Source organism: Rothia sp. HMSC036D11 (genome assembly GCF_001814205.1).
GTDB lineage: Bacteria > Actinomycetota > Actinomycetes > Actinomycetales > Micrococcaceae > Rothia > Rothia dentocariosa.
In genome coordinates this window covers 169,549-184,679 of the sequence record NZ_KV815278.1, presented here as the reverse complement: position 1 = coordinate 184,679, position 15,131 = coordinate 169,549, and the positions used below count along the sequence as shown (strand labels likewise).

The window sequence follows — 15,131 nt, the reverse complement described above, 5'->3', positions numbered from 1 at the left end:
ATCCTTCTTGGGGTAGACGATCCTATCGTCGGACATAAGATCAGTTTTATTATCGGCTTTATTTACTGTACAGGGTTAAAGATAAGTACACACTTTCCAACATGCCGTGTTAACAAATCCGTACCAACACGGCATACACGTTAAAGCGCCCAGATCATGCACAATAAAGCCCCGCTGTCCTCCCGGCATCGGGATTCTGCGGGGCTGCATCTGTAAGCCCACAGCTGCTACCGAGTGCTGGCTATAGCGGCTATCACAAACGCCACCATCGGAATAAAGAAGAACAGAGTCTCAATCGCCCCCAGCGACAGGGCAATCCAGCTGGTGGCAAGGCCGCCTCCGGCGGGAACTCCGACACGTGAAGCCTGAGCACCTTTAACCGCACCCCAGATCCCCAAACCCAGTGGAATCACACTCGTGACCCAGAAGAGGGCGAGCACCAAACCAACAATGCCCAGCGCTAAAGAGGTTTGTGCCGCCTGCTCACCGGCAATCTGCTGCGGGGTTTTGGGGACAACCGTCATCATGGGCACGGGCTGCACATATACCGGCTGCTGATAGTAGTGTTGAGGAGCAGGCTGTTGGTAATACTGTTGAGGGGCGGACTGGTGATAGTACTGCTGAGGAACAGTTTGTTGATAGTCTTGCTGTCTAGGAGCGGGCTGCTGTTGGTTCTGATAAAGCTTAGTGTATTCGGGCAGAGAGTCAGAGAGAGGGCGAGTTTTCTCGTAGGCGTCCTCACCCTGATGGGGGTTTTGCGACTGAGACGGTTGCTCTCCCGCGGGATACTCAGACATAGCTATTCCTTTCGGTGACAAAAAGCGACAACTAGACCTGCCCACTGTCTACCTGCTGTAAGGAAATATCTGGGGAACCATTTTCAGCCTGCGTGAATGGGCGTGGCAATAACTCTAACTATAGCGCGTTGTTTTTCGCTCATGGGGGAAGTTTGGTCGGCAATTCCGAATTGACCAGCCTGCTTACTCCCGATATTCTTATAGGGATGCACTCGTTTTGTGCACCGTGGAGACGTGCCAGAGCGGCCGAATGGACTTCACTGCTAATGAAGGGTCGGGGTTGAACTCGACCGGGGGTTCAAATCCCCCCGTCTCCGCCAAAGAACGAACCCCCGAACCGTAAAAGGTGCGGGGGTTCGCTGCGTCCTAGGTGCGTAGGGCATCAAGTTTTTGCAGTCTGTCTTATGATGCAGCTTTGTTTCCGCTTGGCTAACCTTGCCCTCCCGGTCGAAAAACTGCGGTTCAGCGGAAGAAAGAACGGGGGCGCAGTGTGCCGACTGCGGATAGGATTTAGAAGCTCATAAAGTCGATGAGGCGCGCATCCGCACCGTCAAGAAGCGCCCACTCCCCCGGCACCTCAAAGACCGCTACGGACGAAGGCGAAAAGCCATAGGAAGCGTCCATCAGGGAATTATAGTCAGAGTCGGGGCTCGCAAGCTGTAAGGTCACATCCTGCACCGCAGGCAGATGCGACACCACCATAAGCGTGCGCACGCTCTCAGAAACCCCGTTAATGCGCGCCAGCACCCGGGATGCAGGAACCTCATACAGACCCTCGTCCAGGTGCGGAGTAGGTGCCTGTTCGCCGAGCGCATCCGAAATCCAGGTGGTGGTCTGCCGGGTGCGCAGCGCCGCCGAAGACATCAGCTGCTCGGGAATATAGCCCTTCTGCTTGAGCCAGGAGCCCGCATCCGCAGCCTGCCGATGCCCGCGTTTAGTCAGTGGGCGATCAAAATCATCCATACCCCAGTCGGCTTCAGCATGACGCATGATAATCAGGCGCTTAACGTCTCGGAGTGAGTTCTCAACCATACCTTCATAGTACAACGTAGGCGCCCCGATACGCCGGGTTGCCGCATGATAGCGCGCCACAAAACGGCATGCGAAAACCCCGCGCTCTTAAGAAAAAACGCGGGGTTTCGAGCGTAAAAAGACTAGATAGAGTATTCGGGGGCTGCCCACACCACAACTTCGGGATGCTCAAAGAACCTGTACCCCTGACCGCGCACGGTACGCACGGTTCCCGAAAGACGCCCCAACTTCGAACGCAGACGCCGAATATGCACATCAATAGTGCGTTCGTGGGGATGCTCATCCCCGGCGCTCCAGAGCGACTCCAAAAGCTCATCGCGCCCCACGGTACGGGTGGAGTTCTCAACCAGATGCGCCAGAAGCTCAAACTCTTTGAAGGTGAGCATCAGCTGTTCCCCATCAAGGAACACCTCACGACGCGCCAAATCGATCAGAACGCCATTGGAACTAGGAGTTGCGGGCTGCTCGGCTTCACGCGCCTGCTTGTGCAGCTCAGCCTGGTAGAACACGGCAGTCGGATCGCCAAGCGCATTGCGCACAACCTCAAGATCGCTGCCCTCCGCATGAACGGGAGCCAAAGCAACGGCGGCATAGGATTCGGCCTCAGGTGCCAGATGGTGTGCATAGGTTCGCAAATCCTGCACAATACGCACCAGCGATGTGCCGTTGGCTGCGGCAAGTTCTTCATTGAGCCCCACATACAGCACAAACCCGCGCGCCTCGTTCTCCTGAGCTCCTGCCTTCTGGGCGCCCTGCTGATCCCCGGAGGAGAAGGTCATCGGGCGCAAAGTAGCTGCGGACCCTTGTGTGCGGTTCTGCTGCGGCACTTGACGCTTTGCAGCACGACCACGCTGGGAGATGTGGACGTATCCAGGTACTGCACCTGACATTGTTCAACCTTCTCTCAAGATTTGTTGCGTACGGGTCCCTTGATTCTGCATGATGCGGAATGCTCAAACACCGCGCGGTAAAGGCGGCGTTTCCTTTGCTATCAATATTTCTATTATTTGACTCATAAATCAAGCAGCTTGGGGTATCTGCGACGTTCTGCTCGCAGCTTCACACCCTCGTGAACTTTGATTCAGTGCCGGGAAACGACGCTGACAAGCACCGTTTCTCCCTCATATTATACATGGAGATTCGGAACCGATACCCCAAAAAGCCGCGCGCTCAGAGCCCCTGACCGCATACGAACCGGGCGCAATTTCCACGTTCTGGAGCGGAGGCTCCCAAGGGTACCAGCGACTCGTGCACTACTAGTGTTTTTCGCCGCACTCGCAGATGCATGTGGGGAAAGGGGCACACCGCAGTATCAAGGGGTTCTGAAGGGCCGACGCTCCGCACGCAATCGTCAGAGTCAAGTCCCAAAGCACATGTTTGCGGCGCCCGACGTCTAAGACCGCCCGCGCAGATCGTCAGACCCGTAAGGATGCGCTACTGCGCCAGCCCGTAGAGGCGGTCGCCTGCATCGCCCAAACCGGGAACAATATACGCCCTTTCGTTCAGACGCTCATCTTTAGCGGCAAGGAACAGGTCAATATTCCGCAGACCCTCAACGCCCTTTTCGAGAGCCGCAATACCTTCGGGGGCGGCAATCAGGCAGACACAGGTGATGGATTCGGCGCCGCGTTCGCGCAGGAATTTAATAGCCTCAATCAAGGTGCCGCCAGTAGCGAGCATAGGATCGAGCAGGTACACCTGACGGCCGGTCAGGTCTTCGGGCAGACGCTCGGCGTACGTGACAATATCGAGGGTCTCTTCGTTACGGGCCATGCCCAAAAACCCGACTTCGGCGGTGGGCACTAGACGAGTCATGCCTTCGAGCATGCCCAGTCCGGCGCGCAGAATCGGCACGACCAGAGGCTTCGGGTTAGCGATAACGGTTCCCATCGTACGCGCCACCGGGGTTTCGATAGGGCGCTGCTCAACCCGAATCTCACGGGTAGCCTCATAGGCGAGCAGGGTAACGAGTTCATCGACGAGCTGGCGGAACGTGGGTGAGGGAGTGTTTTTATCGCGGAGCACACTAATCTTGTGCGCCACCAGCGGGTGATCAAGAATCTTAATACGCATACTCTCAGTTTACTCTGCCTGCTAGTGCGGGTGCTGTTTGCCGGTTCCTACAGTTTGCCGTGCGGGTGGTCCAGAAGATACTGTACTCCACTATTGGTTTCGATGGATTCCTCAAGTTTTTGCCGGTCATCAGTGCTATACGGTTGAGCCCAGCGTCCTTCAGTCATGCGGAAAGCCAAGTGGAAAAGGGATAACTGCGTAGAGGTTTTTAAGGGGCGGATAAGAGTTTTTCTGCCCCGAAAGTCTTTAATGATGAGCTTATCGCTGTGTGGTTTAAAGATGTACTCAGAAATATCTGTATAGGGTACATTCTTCATGCGCCCATAGAATTTTCTCGTGGTTATACCTTGGGAATCTATGCGCACATACATATCACTGAAAGATTTGTGAATATATAAGAACAGAATAGAGAAGATAGCTATAATTACCCAAAACATAGGGGCAACAAGCACCCTAGGACCTGATGTTATCGATCCCCATATCAAGAATACAGCGACCAATAAACAAATAATATCAATGACTACTACAGAAATTTTGTATACCCAATGGAGCCTAAATTCTGTATTATCATCTGCACCAGAAACAAATGGTTTAGGTTCTGAAATTCGAGCAATGAATGAAACACACCAAAATACGGCGATAATTGCCGAGATAGGGATAAAGAATCGTAACAAATCTATCAGTGCCATGATCTGTCACTCTGGTTTCTCTTCAGGAACATGTTCAATAACGCAACGAGAAATTTGAAAGAGATATTCACATGTCTCTTTGTCGTTTTCTAGATATTCCTGAATCTCCCGCTGGTCTTCTGGGCTATCGATCCGTGCCCAGTATCCTTTTTGGAGGCGGAACGCCAGCTGCGCCATCAGTAAACCGGCATCCGTTAGTATGGGGTCAAAACGTAAAGTACCTCCACGAGCTGTTTTTACCACAAGCCACGTAAGATCAATATCGATATCTCCGCTATTGCGTGAGTTATAGGTAAATTTAACAATATCTTTATACGGCGCGTGATGAGATATTGCCAAGAAATTAGCCCACATCATACCCTCTGGTGTCGTCTGCAAATAAAAATTTTTACAATCTAGATACATAAACAAACATAAATACCAGCCCAAAAATCCCAAAGGCAACATAACAAATGCACCACCAAATTCTGGGTCAAATAATATTAAAAGAACCGTTATAGAATTCAAAATAAAGCAACACACTAGCCCAAATTTTGTAAATCTTTCAAATATATATGCCCTTCTTCCACAACGAGGAAATCTATAAGTAGTGTAATTTTTATTTTTTACACTCTTATATATCAAGACACAGGATAAAAGCTGAAGAGCAAGAAGAGTAACTCCAAAAATCTGATCCACTTCTAAAATCCTTTAGCATGCTTTGCTACATCCTCATATACACTTTTATAGCCTATAATCTATCCCTGTGTACGGATAGGCTAAGAGAGTCTATTTTTAGTGTAGGGCACTTTTCAAAAATCCCATAAATCCGTACACCCTAGATAATCTTCTTACGTTAAAACGAAGTTTTTAGCCCACGTGAAATCTCCCGATACGCTCTGCCTACTACGGAACTCGGACCCGAAATCAGGACCACCAGCAGGACAATACTCTTTCCCGTACCCACCATGAGCTAACCCCGAAACAGTGGGCACCTCCAACAGACGCTGCACCCACAATTTTTCCCGAATATACTGCACGAGTATTTCAGCGTCCTGAGTATTGTTCGGATCAGCCCAATACCCATAATCCACCCGAAACGCCACCTGAGAACCCACGTACCGGCACGGTTCTACATGCGGTTTAAACCGGTGCACTATCCCTGTGGTGTCGGTGAGCTCAAAAAGCCCGTTCTCATCCCCTAATAGGGTGAAATAACTAGAGTCAATCTGCCAGTAGTGCAGTGTAAGTTTCCGTCCCCGGTTCGTGACCCTCATGAGTTTCTCGGGCAGGATTTCCCGGTACGAGACCCTGCACACCCACAAACCCCACACCACAGAAGGAAAACCCACAATAATAAGTCCTAATTCAACCCATTCACTTGTGGTATATCCAGGCTTATGATCCTGTGAAACAAGAGTCGCGATAGTCATAAGGCCCAAAAGAGAAGCCAAAAAGAGTAACAGCAAAAGCGTTACCCATAAGAGCATTTTGATGAACCACGAGGCTTGTAACCGCACCGACACCAACACCCGCACCACAGCCCGAGGATCAGAGGTTTCTTCTACCACCTGCTGCTGTTGCCTAATACGCTCACGCTTATTACCCCACCGTACTAATAGGTAAAGAACAGCGTACATTAGGGCGATAGACCCAAAAATAGCCAGAAGCAGGATAACGGAGCCGTTATTCATCGGTAACACCTGCATCTGAAGAACCAGTCTGGACAACGACCACGGAGGTGAAGTCGACCAGTACCTCAATACAACACGGTGCCCATTAGGGTCGTTCTGCCTTCTCAAACTTCGTCACAGACGTAGACCCAGAGTTAAAAACCTGAAAATCCAGCAGTGTCACCTTATAATACCCGCCGACCTCCAAAGATCCCGCATACTCGTCCATAGACTTCTTCGGATCAGGAGAATCCGACATATGTAAATTCCCGCACTCTTTTGTCTTAAAATCTGCTACACGCTTATAATCAGTATTCCCCGAGACCAGACCACCCCGATCGTGCACATCAACATGCTCGAGGGTGCAGTACTTGTAAGTCCCTGCACTATCATTACGTGAAAGAAAATATAAAAACGCATAAAAGCTTACAGCAACGACAACAATGATGCATGTTACCAGTGTTTCTTTAATATTCTTCTTTCTCTCATTCCTCATCAAAACTTCCTCATGCCCAAGTAGACAACACCGAACTGTTCATTAGGCTACATTTTAAGATTCTGCCCCCCTGACACCAGAGGAATGAATCCTTGGAAGACTTAACCTCGTAACCATTTAGCGCAGGGCTGGAGGGGTGAAAAAGTTATCCACCCCTTCCTTAACACCATCTTTGATCTTCATCGCGGCAGCTTGAGTAGTCTGCACCGGATGCACCATACGTGACCGCGCTGAAGCAGCAGTAGAATCATCCATCTTAGTACCACTTTTCACCCCAGATTTAAATGCATCTTTGGCGAAACCAGATGAAGTTTTTTGCCACAAGGTATCTGTATTGAACTCCTTCTGGTAAGCGACAGTCTCAGCAGTGTATCTTGTAGCCTCACGCACACTACCACCAGCACCATCAGCTACCGCAGTACGGAAACCAGCGTTAAACTTATTCATCGTTTCGTTAGATCCAGGACCGTACCCCGGAACTTTCATTTTCGTCTTAAGCCTATTCCCTGTCACAGCACCTAAACCACCAGTACCAGTACCTATAAAGAACATACCAACTGCCTGTTGAGGATTACGTCCTCCCTGCCGGAAATACTCTACAGTGCTACCAGTTCCTTGAGTAACACCATCTTTAACAGTCTCCTGAATCAACTTATTATCAGCGACGAAGTTGCCGACCTTCCCCAACTTCCCCAGATCTTTAAGCTTCGCCAAGTTCGTGAAACCACCACCAATTGCACCCGAGACAGCACCAGTAATAGCACCCTTAATAGCCTCTTGACCAGCCTTACCCCAATCAATAGACTTACCTGAGACCTTCTGCTCCAATGCATACATGCCAGCACCCATCAAAGCGCCCGAAGCCGCGCCAAAAGCAGCACCGCCTAAAGGACCTAGTCCAGTCGCCATAGCCCCAAGAACAGCACCAAAACCAATCATCGCAACCGTAGCAACCCATTCGCCAACATTACGTACGCCTTGCCAGAACTTATCGTATTGCTCCTGGGAATATTTCTGGAACTCATCCGGCGACATCGGCTTCAGACCCCACGGGTCCATCAGTCCTACCGGGTTGTTCCCACAGAACGCATATACATCCGCGAAGAAACCAGTACCCGGCACCTGGGCCAGCGGGTCCGTCGAGAGGAAACGCTTCGAGGCACCATCAAAGACGCGGGCACCCATCACATCCAAACCGACAACACGCACAGACCCGGCACCGGTAAACGAGAACCCGGCAGGAAGCATAGATTCCCACATACCGCTATCATCCGCACTCGAGGTACGTGGAAGACCGGGAATATTCATCCCCTGAGCATCCGGTGCAGAACCCAGTATGGGCGGCACAGCCCACGGGTCAAAACCACCGGCAGTACCAACCTGGGAGAAACCGCCGTCAGACCCGGGAGCAGGCATGCCGCCAGCACCTAAAATCTGTGGCATAGCAGCATCCGGATCCCACAACAATGGCGTCGAAACACCATTCACCCCGGCTACCTGGGCAAGTTCACCAGTCACATCAGTTACCATACGAACCCGTGATGCAGCTTCACCACCGTGAGCAGTCACATACGTATCCGTTACCGAGGCCAGCCCGGAATACGCGCCCCAAGCGTACTCACGAACCCGTTGTACACCCCTGTCATTGGTGATAATCTCACGGGTACGTTCACCAGCGGCATTGTACTCGTACGTAGTCACTGTCGTTAACGTATGCTCCGCTGTATGGTCGGTAGCAATAATTTCGGTGAGTTGGTTCAAACGGTTATAGGCGAACGAACGTTCACCCGCTAGCACCCGCGAAGTCTCCTCAGATTCGCCCGTGCCACTGGAATGACGCCAAGTGCGCTCAGAAACCATGAGCCCGGCTTCAAACACCCATTCAAACTCCAGATCACCAGAACGAGAACCCGTGAGCTGACCGGCAGCATCATAGGTATACACCACCAGCCCATCGGCAGAATCCAAGCCCACAATACGACCCTGCTCATCACGAATAACCTCGGTACGTTCCACCGAATCCGCCCTCGCCGTGTTCTCACGCGAGTACGAGCACACCAGACCGGACTCACCATCAAACTCCCAGCGCGAGAGAATGTCGCCTAACTGGGCACGGATCAGCCTGCCCATCGCATCGTAGGAATACTGCACCGCCGGGCTCTCACCGTGAGCGTCTTGATCAGCGCGTGACATACTCACCACGCGGCCAGCACCATCGTAGGCAATCGCAGTCTCACCGTACGGAGTCACCATGCGCGTGCGGTAACCGTCGGCATCGTACCCCAGCGTGAGTGTGTACGCGCCCGTGTTCGTGAAAGTATTCAACGCCTGAACCTGCGCATCTACATCCGCCGAGCCAGAGGATGCACCCGAAGTATCGGTCATCACGCTCGAGCGTGAACGTTCCATCAGCAAACCGCGTGCATCATATACAAACCGATGCTGCACAAACGCGTCCTCAGACGCATTACCGTCAACGGCTTGAGCGCTGGCGTAATCGCGCACCCACACGGTACGCCCTTGATCCTCGACCCCAAACTCGGCAGCCTTCACACCATCAACACAGGTGTGTGACAGGCGGCCACCGGCAGCGTAATCATAAGTATGCGTATACTCGCGTACACCATCGTGAGCACGAATCAGACGACCGGCAGCATCATAGGCGTACTCCTGCACCGACTCATCATCCGTACCCGCAGCCTTGATAACACGCACCAGACGATCTAGCGCATCGTACTCATAGTCGGTCACCTGGCCGGTGGCATCGACAACTCGGCAAACCTGCCCGGTTGCGGTATACGAGAAATGCGTGCGGAACCCCAGACCGTCCGTTGCCTGGATAATCTGACCGGCAGCATCGTACTTAAACCTTCGCTGCCCAAAAGAACTATCGCGCACACCAATTAAGCGACCGCACAAATCGTACTCGTACGATGCCACACGTACACCGGCTTCCACACCGGTCACTCGACCACACACGTCATAGGTGATCTTCTCAACCGTACCGTCAGGGTTAATACGCTTAATAATCTGCGAGGCGGCATCATACTCCAGGCGAGTTATCGCCCAAGCAGAGGGCTCAACAACCCGCGAAACCCCCGCTTCATCGGTGTAACGCTCAGGAGCATCCAGACCAACAGCATGAGAGATCACCCGCCCGGCAGCATCATAGTCATAGGTCTCGATACGGCCTTCAGCAGAAATCACCCGCAGCACACGCCCAGCGCCATCACGTTCACAACGGGTCAGACCACCGGCAGCATCAAGAATCTCAACCGGGCGACCCGCGGCATCATAAGTGATAAACTCGCTCTCAACATCGGCCTTCTTCGCAGAAGACCCACCCCGGGCACGCTTCTGCTCAGACGTAACCCGACCGAAAATATCCGTATGAATGAACGAGGACGAGAACGCATCCGCGATCTCCTCAATACCGCGCTGACGATCTACCCTGCGTTTAATTTCAACACCGGTAGCATCCGTCACCGAAGACAACTCGCCGTTCAAATCATAGGAATACCGGGTGACAGCGCCGCTCGGATCGGTAGCCTCAACCAGCTGAGACAAACCATCATAAACGTAATTCCATACGGCACCGCTGGCGGTAGTGAGGCCAACAAGGTTACCCCATGTGTCAAAAGTGCCTTCGGTCGTATGACCTAGCGGGTTAGTGACACTAGCGATTTCTCCGCCTGCATTGTAGGTAAACCGGATAGTGGCACCGTAGGGATCCGTTACCGAAATGGGGAGATTTCCACGACTCCAAGACGTATTGGTGCTGTTACGCACAAGCGCGGGTAGGGATTCTACGGCAACCTCGGGGTACGCAAAAGTCCAGCGGGCACCATCTGCGTTTTCGATACTCGCAAGCGCGCCTGAAGAATTGTACGTCGCCGTACCGCGACGACCAAGCGGATCTATAACCCCAATAACACGTCCGTGGTCATCACGTATCAAGGTTGTAGTATTACCCGCACCGTTTGTCACGAGGACGAGATCACCGTAAGCATCGTACTCGAAGGTTGTGGATACACCCGTTGGGTCAGTGACTCGGGTAAGAAGACCCCTGTCGTCCCAATCATAAAGCGTCTGAGCACCGTCTGCGTCAATCACAGCGCTTGGGTTTGGGTTCACCGAATCCGCATATTCATAGCTCACGGTCATTGGCGTACCCAGATTGCGGGGATCACGTGCATCCCGCACAGATACGCCGGTTATGCGATCGTGTTCATCCCACCCGTAGGTGTAGTCGGTACCCTCAGGGGTACGTTCACGCTTCAGCCTGCCTCGGTTATCGAATACGCGCGCGGTCCTAGAACCATCGCGCTCAGTAATACCCACACGGTTTCCGAAAGAATCGTACCGCATGGTCTGACGGCTGCCGTCGGTGGCGGTGATTCCGATCAAACGCCCCTTAGAATCGCTTGTCCAGAGGTTAGAGTTATCCCCTGTTTCAGCATCCGCCACAATAGTAACCAAGCTCGGGGTATAGGTGTACGAAACTTCGCGCCCATACTCGGTGAGCTGGTGAGCTACCCGGCCCAGTTCATCGTAGGTGTTGGTAACCTCTACAATCCCGGTGGCATTGATAACCTCACGGATAAGTCCGGCATCTGTGTGAGTATACGAACGGACACCCGCATTTGTTGTCACACTCGTCAGATGCTCACCCTCATACGAATATTCGGCGGCCATTAGTGGCGTATCGGCTTCGGTACCGGTCGTGTTATAGGTATAAGCACTAATCGGGCGATACTCGGGAGCCTCAGTGCTTTGAACTAGCGCTTCATAGTTCACACGAATTCCGCGCTGGGATCCTGGATGCACCAGATCTGTAACCTGCCCCTGCGCATCACGGAATGCGACCACAGTATTTGATGGGTGCCCATCAGTAGCACTCACCCAATCCCCAGAAGCGCTGAACCCAAAGGATTCGTGAGCATTATTCATCACGATCCAATAGAAGGGTTCCTGCGTGAAAGCTTGAACTGCGGATTCATCTAAGCCACGAGAATTCTTGAGCTGTTGCTGTGTTTCACGCTGCAAGGCTTCGATACGCGCATACGCATCAGAGCCCGGTTCTGCCTTTGTCAGCCACCATGCTTCCCCAGAGGCACGCGCGAATCCTTCACCTTCACGCGCGAACGTGAGGATGCGCCCATCGGCGGTAAACCATGATGCTTTATCGGCATCAAACTCAAGACGCTGATCCAGAGTAGAGGACCATCCGATGCCAAAAACACCTGAAGGAATATCTTGCGAGTTAGTCACAGCCAAGCTGTTATACATACGTTTCAGGTTCAGATTACGCGCAAAAGTTCCCGGGAAAGAAAGGTCGGTTTCAGGCTCAATGAAGTTACCCGTTGCCACGTTTACCGGATCATTTGCGAATCCGGAAGTAGGGATTTCGCCCGTGACCTGAGCGGGATGAACCTCGATTTTCTGAACCTGAGGAGCACCAGTTCCACGCTCCTGCATACGCTGATCCAGATATGCATTCGAGACGGTTTTGATGTTACCGGTGCCAGACCCAGCATCCCTAAAATCCTGGGCAACTCCAGAAACCCAGGTATTGACCTGGTTGCTCTGTTGAAGCCACCCCGCCATGCTGTTGATTGTTTCGCTGATATCGAGCGACCCGTGATGACACGAACTTGTGTAGGTGTTTAGCGCATTCGTAATGTCGGTATGCTTGAGGCCTGCTTCGTTGTCGTAGGATACACAGGCAGTATTGTAGCCGTCGAGGTTCTCTGGAATAGCAGAGGAAGTGCCGCCAGATGCATCAGGGGCGCCAGCATTGACATCGCGCTGCGGGGCAGAGCCGGGCTCAGCAGGTTTCGACGGGTTGGGAGCATAATCGGGACGGTGTTTGTTGAGAACAACACCATCCCAAGTTTGCTGCAAACCGTTGCGGTTCTCCCACTCCCGGGCTTTCTTACGGTTTTCGTTTTCAACATGTGCGCACTCTTTGATGTAATCTACCAGCTTCGCGCCATAACGGAGCATCGCCACAACGTTGGCGGAGTTATTGGCAAGTTGTACGTGGCACATATGAAAGTCGTGGGCGTATTTGCCCTCAAATTTATCTCGTGCAGTATCAAAAAGACCGTCTCGTCCACCCTGCTGGGTTTCGATAGTGTCTGCGGCAGAATTCAGCGCATTTCTGAGGTTATCGGATGCCCCATCATCAAACTGAACGTCAGGCATAGCGCGCGGCTTATCAGCCGTGCCGATACTCATGTTGTCGTCAACAGAGCTTTGCGGAGGATCAACATGCTTGAGCTCAGGCATAGGCGCAGGCTTACCGCCCAAAGAACTTGGTGAACCGCTGTTTTCAGGGGCGATAGGTTCAGGGCGGACGTGCGGCATAGCTGCTCCTTGTGTGGTTGTAGTTATATCAACGTAGATATAGTTAATGTTTGCGAGTGTCACAGAACACTGTATAGGATATATTTACCCTAACCTTCACATAAGGGTTAGTCAAGGATATTCGTCATGAACAGTACATTTAGGCGCGGCATGTCGGGCTGCTTCGCGCGTGAGGCGGTTGCTGAACCACGCACATGCAGGAACGGGCATGCACCGGTCGAGTACAACCAACCTGGCCTTTAAGTAGTGATGTTTAGATTTCTACCTCCGGCAGTGTAGGCACTGTACTCGCTCGCAGGAAGTCCTGACTTAAAGGTCGAAATCATAAGTTATTGGTAGGAATAATAGGGATAAAGAGTATAAGGGGCCTGGAGAATAGCAACAATGGGAAACTATATTTATTATTCCCTCATCTTTAGCGGCATCGCTATCTTTAGTTACCTCTCGTATCGAAGCGAGAAAAAACAAAAGAACTACTATCAGAAAATAACCTCGGCGTATACCATGGATTGGGGTGCCACACCGTCCTCGCATCGTGTGCCAACATTCGGCAAAGCAGGAGAAGACTCGTCTGCTGAGGGAAGTGCTGTGCATAAGAATGAGCGCTCTGATACTTTGGGAGAAACTCCTGAATCTGTTCCTGCTAGGGATGTCGAGGAGTTCGTGGAGAGTTTTACGAATATTGTTCAGAGGCGTCCTTTATTGTTCCCCATTGCAGGATGGGCCATGATGATAACAATCATATTTTTTGTAGGCTATATTGCTCTAGCTTTTATTGCAAGAAGGCCTTCGGAAGAATACGTCCCTTTTATTTTTGTTGTTTGTGTAACGTTTCCCGTTGCTGTTTTTTGTATTAGGTTCGGTCGTGATGATTATGTGAATTTTCGGCGTGCGGAGATTGTGCATAAACCTTTGGGTGGTGCTCGAAAGAGTTTTCCATATCATGCGATTGCTGGGTATTATTTTGATCCTCGTAATACAGAGCATGGGGTGTTTGAGGTGCAGACTCGGCAGGGGTATAAGGCGCGGTTTGTGCCAGGGATGTATAACTGTGTGTATGTGGGGTCGCAGATTGCGTTTCGGCTGGATTATGGGTATTGGGCTGATCCGTTATCTGTGTCTGATATGTGTGCGCTTGCTGCGTATGTGACAGATTTTCGGTGGGTGTATCGTTTGTTGGAGGTGCCTGCTAGTGCTCATTTGGATCAGCGTGATGTGGGGCTAAGGCCGGTGGGGAGTCCTTCGCCGGGTGCTGAGTATGTTCGCGTGGTTCCTGAGGTGGAGGATTTTGTGTATGCGAAATCTGTGATTACACGGTAGGTATTTGAGCGGTTCAAGGATTAATTCGCTTGATGATTCATAAGGTTGGGGTGAATAGCATTAAGTCTGGGTTCACTGCCGGGGCGAAAACCTACGGCGGCAACATTAAAAATGCTCGTGGGGAATCCGAAGCTCCCGGGGCTACTCTTCAGACCGGCACATCAGGGGCGGTAGCTGCTGATGAGCAGTGAACTTATCTTTGGTCTCTTCTGCCTAGTCTTTGTGGTGGGGACGTTTTGGCTCTCAGCAGTATTTGAAGGACGTCGGCGTGAGCGTGAGCAGAAAATTCAGCAGATATTAGAAGAAGCCTCTGACCCTCGGGCTGTAGTGCGGGTGCTGGCGTCGGTGCGGTTACAAGCGTCGTGGTTCATGAAAATGCTCTTATGGGTACTGCTTATCTTGATTATCTTGATGCAGCTGTCCTTCTTTGACCGTGTCCTCTCTGGTGGATCACCGGAAATACCGGTTATCTGGATCAACTTCACGTTTTTGGTTCTGGGGCTTCCTGCCACTGTGTGGGGTTTGTGGGTGTGCAGGGTCTCGTACCGGGAAATCCTGCCCGAGAAACTCATGAGGGTCACGAACCGGGGACGGAAACTTACACTGCACTACTGGCAGATTGACTCTAGTTATTTCACCCTATTAGGAGATGAAAACGGGCTCTTCGAACTCACCGACACCACAGGGATAGTGCACCGGTTTA

The 15,131-nt window shown here is 51.8% G+C and carries 11 protein-coding genes, 1 tRNA gene and 1 pseudogene; 4 read left to right on the top strand and 9 right to left on the bottom strand.

The window, feature by feature from the left end; genetic code table 11:
- Window positions 1-227: 227 nt before the first annotated feature.
- On the bottom strand, window positions 228-797 hold the full coding sequence (locus HMPREF2958_RS03005; protein ID WP_070449324.1) for a cell division protein FtsK: 570 nt from the start codon (window positions 795-797) through the stop codon (window positions 228-230).
- 228 nt (window positions 798-1,025) lie between these two features.
- Here HMPREF2958_RS03005 and HMPREF2958_RS03000 point away from each other — a divergent pair.
- Window positions 1,026-1,117 (top strand) — tRNA-Ser (locus tag HMPREF2958_RS03000).
- 190 nt (window positions 1,118-1,307) lie between these two features.
- Here the strand turns inward: HMPREF2958_RS03000 and HMPREF2958_RS02995 are convergent.
- From HMPREF2958_RS02995 to HMPREF2958_RS02960, 8 genes are all read right to left on the bottom strand, one after another.
- Complete coding sequence (locus tag HMPREF2958_RS02995; RefSeq protein WP_004005656.1) at window positions 1,308-1,829, bottom strand: SixA phosphatase family protein; 522 nt, start codon at window positions 1,827-1,829, stop codon at window positions 1,308-1,310.
- A 122-nt stretch (window positions 1,830-1,951) separates the two neighbouring features.
- Complete coding sequence (locus HMPREF2958_RS02990) at window positions 1,952-2,719, bottom strand: winged helix-turn-helix domain-containing protein (RefSeq protein ID WP_048754982.1); 768 nt, start codon at window positions 2,717-2,719, stop codon at window positions 1,952-1,954.
- A 544-nt stretch (window positions 2,720-3,263) separates the two neighbouring features.
- Window positions 3,264-3,902: a uracil phosphoribosyltransferase gene (upp, locus tag HMPREF2958_RS02985; RefSeq protein WP_013397921.1), complete on the bottom strand. Its 639-nt coding sequence runs from the start codon at window positions 3,900-3,902 to the stop codon at window positions 3,264-3,266.
- A gap of 47 nt (window positions 3,903-3,949) precedes the next feature.
- The gene (locus HMPREF2958_RS02980) at window positions 3,950-4,591 is read right to left on the bottom strand and encodes a hypothetical protein (RefSeq protein WP_070696439.1); all 642 of its coding nucleotides are present in this window, start codon (window positions 4,589-4,591) and stop codon (window positions 3,950-3,952) included.
- 6 nt (window positions 4,592-4,597) lie between these two features.
- Window positions 4,598-5,269, bottom strand: a complete 672-nt coding sequence (locus HMPREF2958_RS02975; protein ID WP_070696436.1) for a hypothetical protein — start codon at window positions 5,267-5,269, stop codon at window positions 4,598-4,600.
- Window positions 5,270-5,421: 152 nt separating this feature from the next.
- Complete coding sequence (locus HMPREF2958_RS02970) at window positions 5,422-6,264, bottom strand: hypothetical protein (protein WP_070696433.1); 843 nt, start codon at window positions 6,262-6,264, stop codon at window positions 5,422-5,424.
- An 85-nt stretch (window positions 6,265-6,349) separates the two neighbouring features.
- Window positions 6,350-6,502, bottom strand: a complete 153-nt coding sequence (locus HMPREF2958_RS11125; RefSeq protein WP_246828003.1) for a hypothetical protein — start codon at window positions 6,500-6,502, stop codon at window positions 6,350-6,352.
- Window positions 6,503-6,856: 354 nt separating this feature from the next.
- Window positions 6,857-13,108, bottom strand: coding sequence for a DUF6531 domain-containing protein (locus HMPREF2958_RS02960; RefSeq protein ID WP_070696427.1), 6,252 nt, complete (start codon window positions 13,106-13,108; stop codon window positions 6,857-6,859).
- Between the two features lie 384 nt (window positions 13,109-13,492).
- On the opposite strand from HMPREF2958_RS02960, the gene HMPREF2958_RS02955 reads away from it, so the two are divergent.
- The 3 genes and pseudogenes from HMPREF2958_RS02955 to HMPREF2958_RS02945 all read left to right on the top strand — a co-directional run.
- Complete coding sequence (locus HMPREF2958_RS02955; protein WP_070450979.1) at window positions 13,493-14,428, top strand: hypothetical protein; 936 nt, start codon at window positions 13,493-13,495, stop codon at window positions 14,426-14,428.
- Window positions 14,429-14,460: 32 nt separating this feature from the next.
- On the top strand, window positions 14,461-14,619 hold the full coding sequence (locus HMPREF2958_RS02950) for a peptide methionine sulfoxide reductase (RefSeq protein ID WP_070696424.1): 159 nt from the start codon (window positions 14,461-14,463) through the stop codon (window positions 14,617-14,619).
- Window positions 14,609-15,131 (top strand): annotated as a pseudogene (locus HMPREF2958_RS02945) (hypothetical protein); the annotation flags it as partial. The gene HMPREF2958_RS02950 and the pseudogene HMPREF2958_RS02945, both read left to right, overlap by 11 nt.

Coding starts and splice junctions, on each gene's coding strand:
- HMPREF2958_RS02990 (WP_048754982.1), bottom strand. CDS start 2,719: ATGTCAGGTGCAGTACCTGGATACGTCCACATCTCCCAGCGTGGTCGT.
- HMPREF2958_RS11125 (WP_246828003.1), bottom strand. CDS start 6,502: ATGTCGGATTCTCCTGATCCGAAGAAGTCTATGGACGAGTATGCGGGA.
- HMPREF2958_RS02995 (WP_004005656.1), bottom strand. CDS start 1,829: ATGGTTGAGAACTCACTCCGAGACGTTAAGCGCCTGATTATCATGCGT.
- HMPREF2958_RS02950 (WP_070696424.1), top strand. CDS start 14,461: ATGATTCATAAGGTTGGGGTGAATAGCATTAAGTCTGGGTTCACTGCC.
- HMPREF2958_RS02955 (WP_070450979.1), top strand. CDS start 13,493: ATGGGAAACTATATTTATTATTCCCTCATCTTTAGCGGCATCGCTATC.
- HMPREF2958_RS02960 (WP_070696427.1), bottom strand. CDS start 13,108: ATGCCGCACGTCCGCCCTGAACCTATCGCCCCTGAAAACAGCGGTTCA.
- HMPREF2958_RS02970 (WP_070696433.1), bottom strand. CDS start 6,264: ATGAATAACGGCTCCGTTATCCTGCTTCTGGCTATTTTTGGGTCTATC.
- HMPREF2958_RS03005 (WP_070449324.1), bottom strand. CDS start 797: ATGTCTGAGTATCCCGCGGGAGAGCAACCGTCTCAGTCGCAAAACCCC.
- HMPREF2958_RS02980 (WP_070696439.1), bottom strand. CDS start 4,591: ATGGCACTGATAGATTTGTTACGATTCTTTATCCCTATCTCGGCAATT.
- upp (WP_013397921.1), bottom strand. CDS start 3,902: ATGCGTATTAAGATTCTTGATCACCCGCTGGTGGCGCACAAGATTAGT.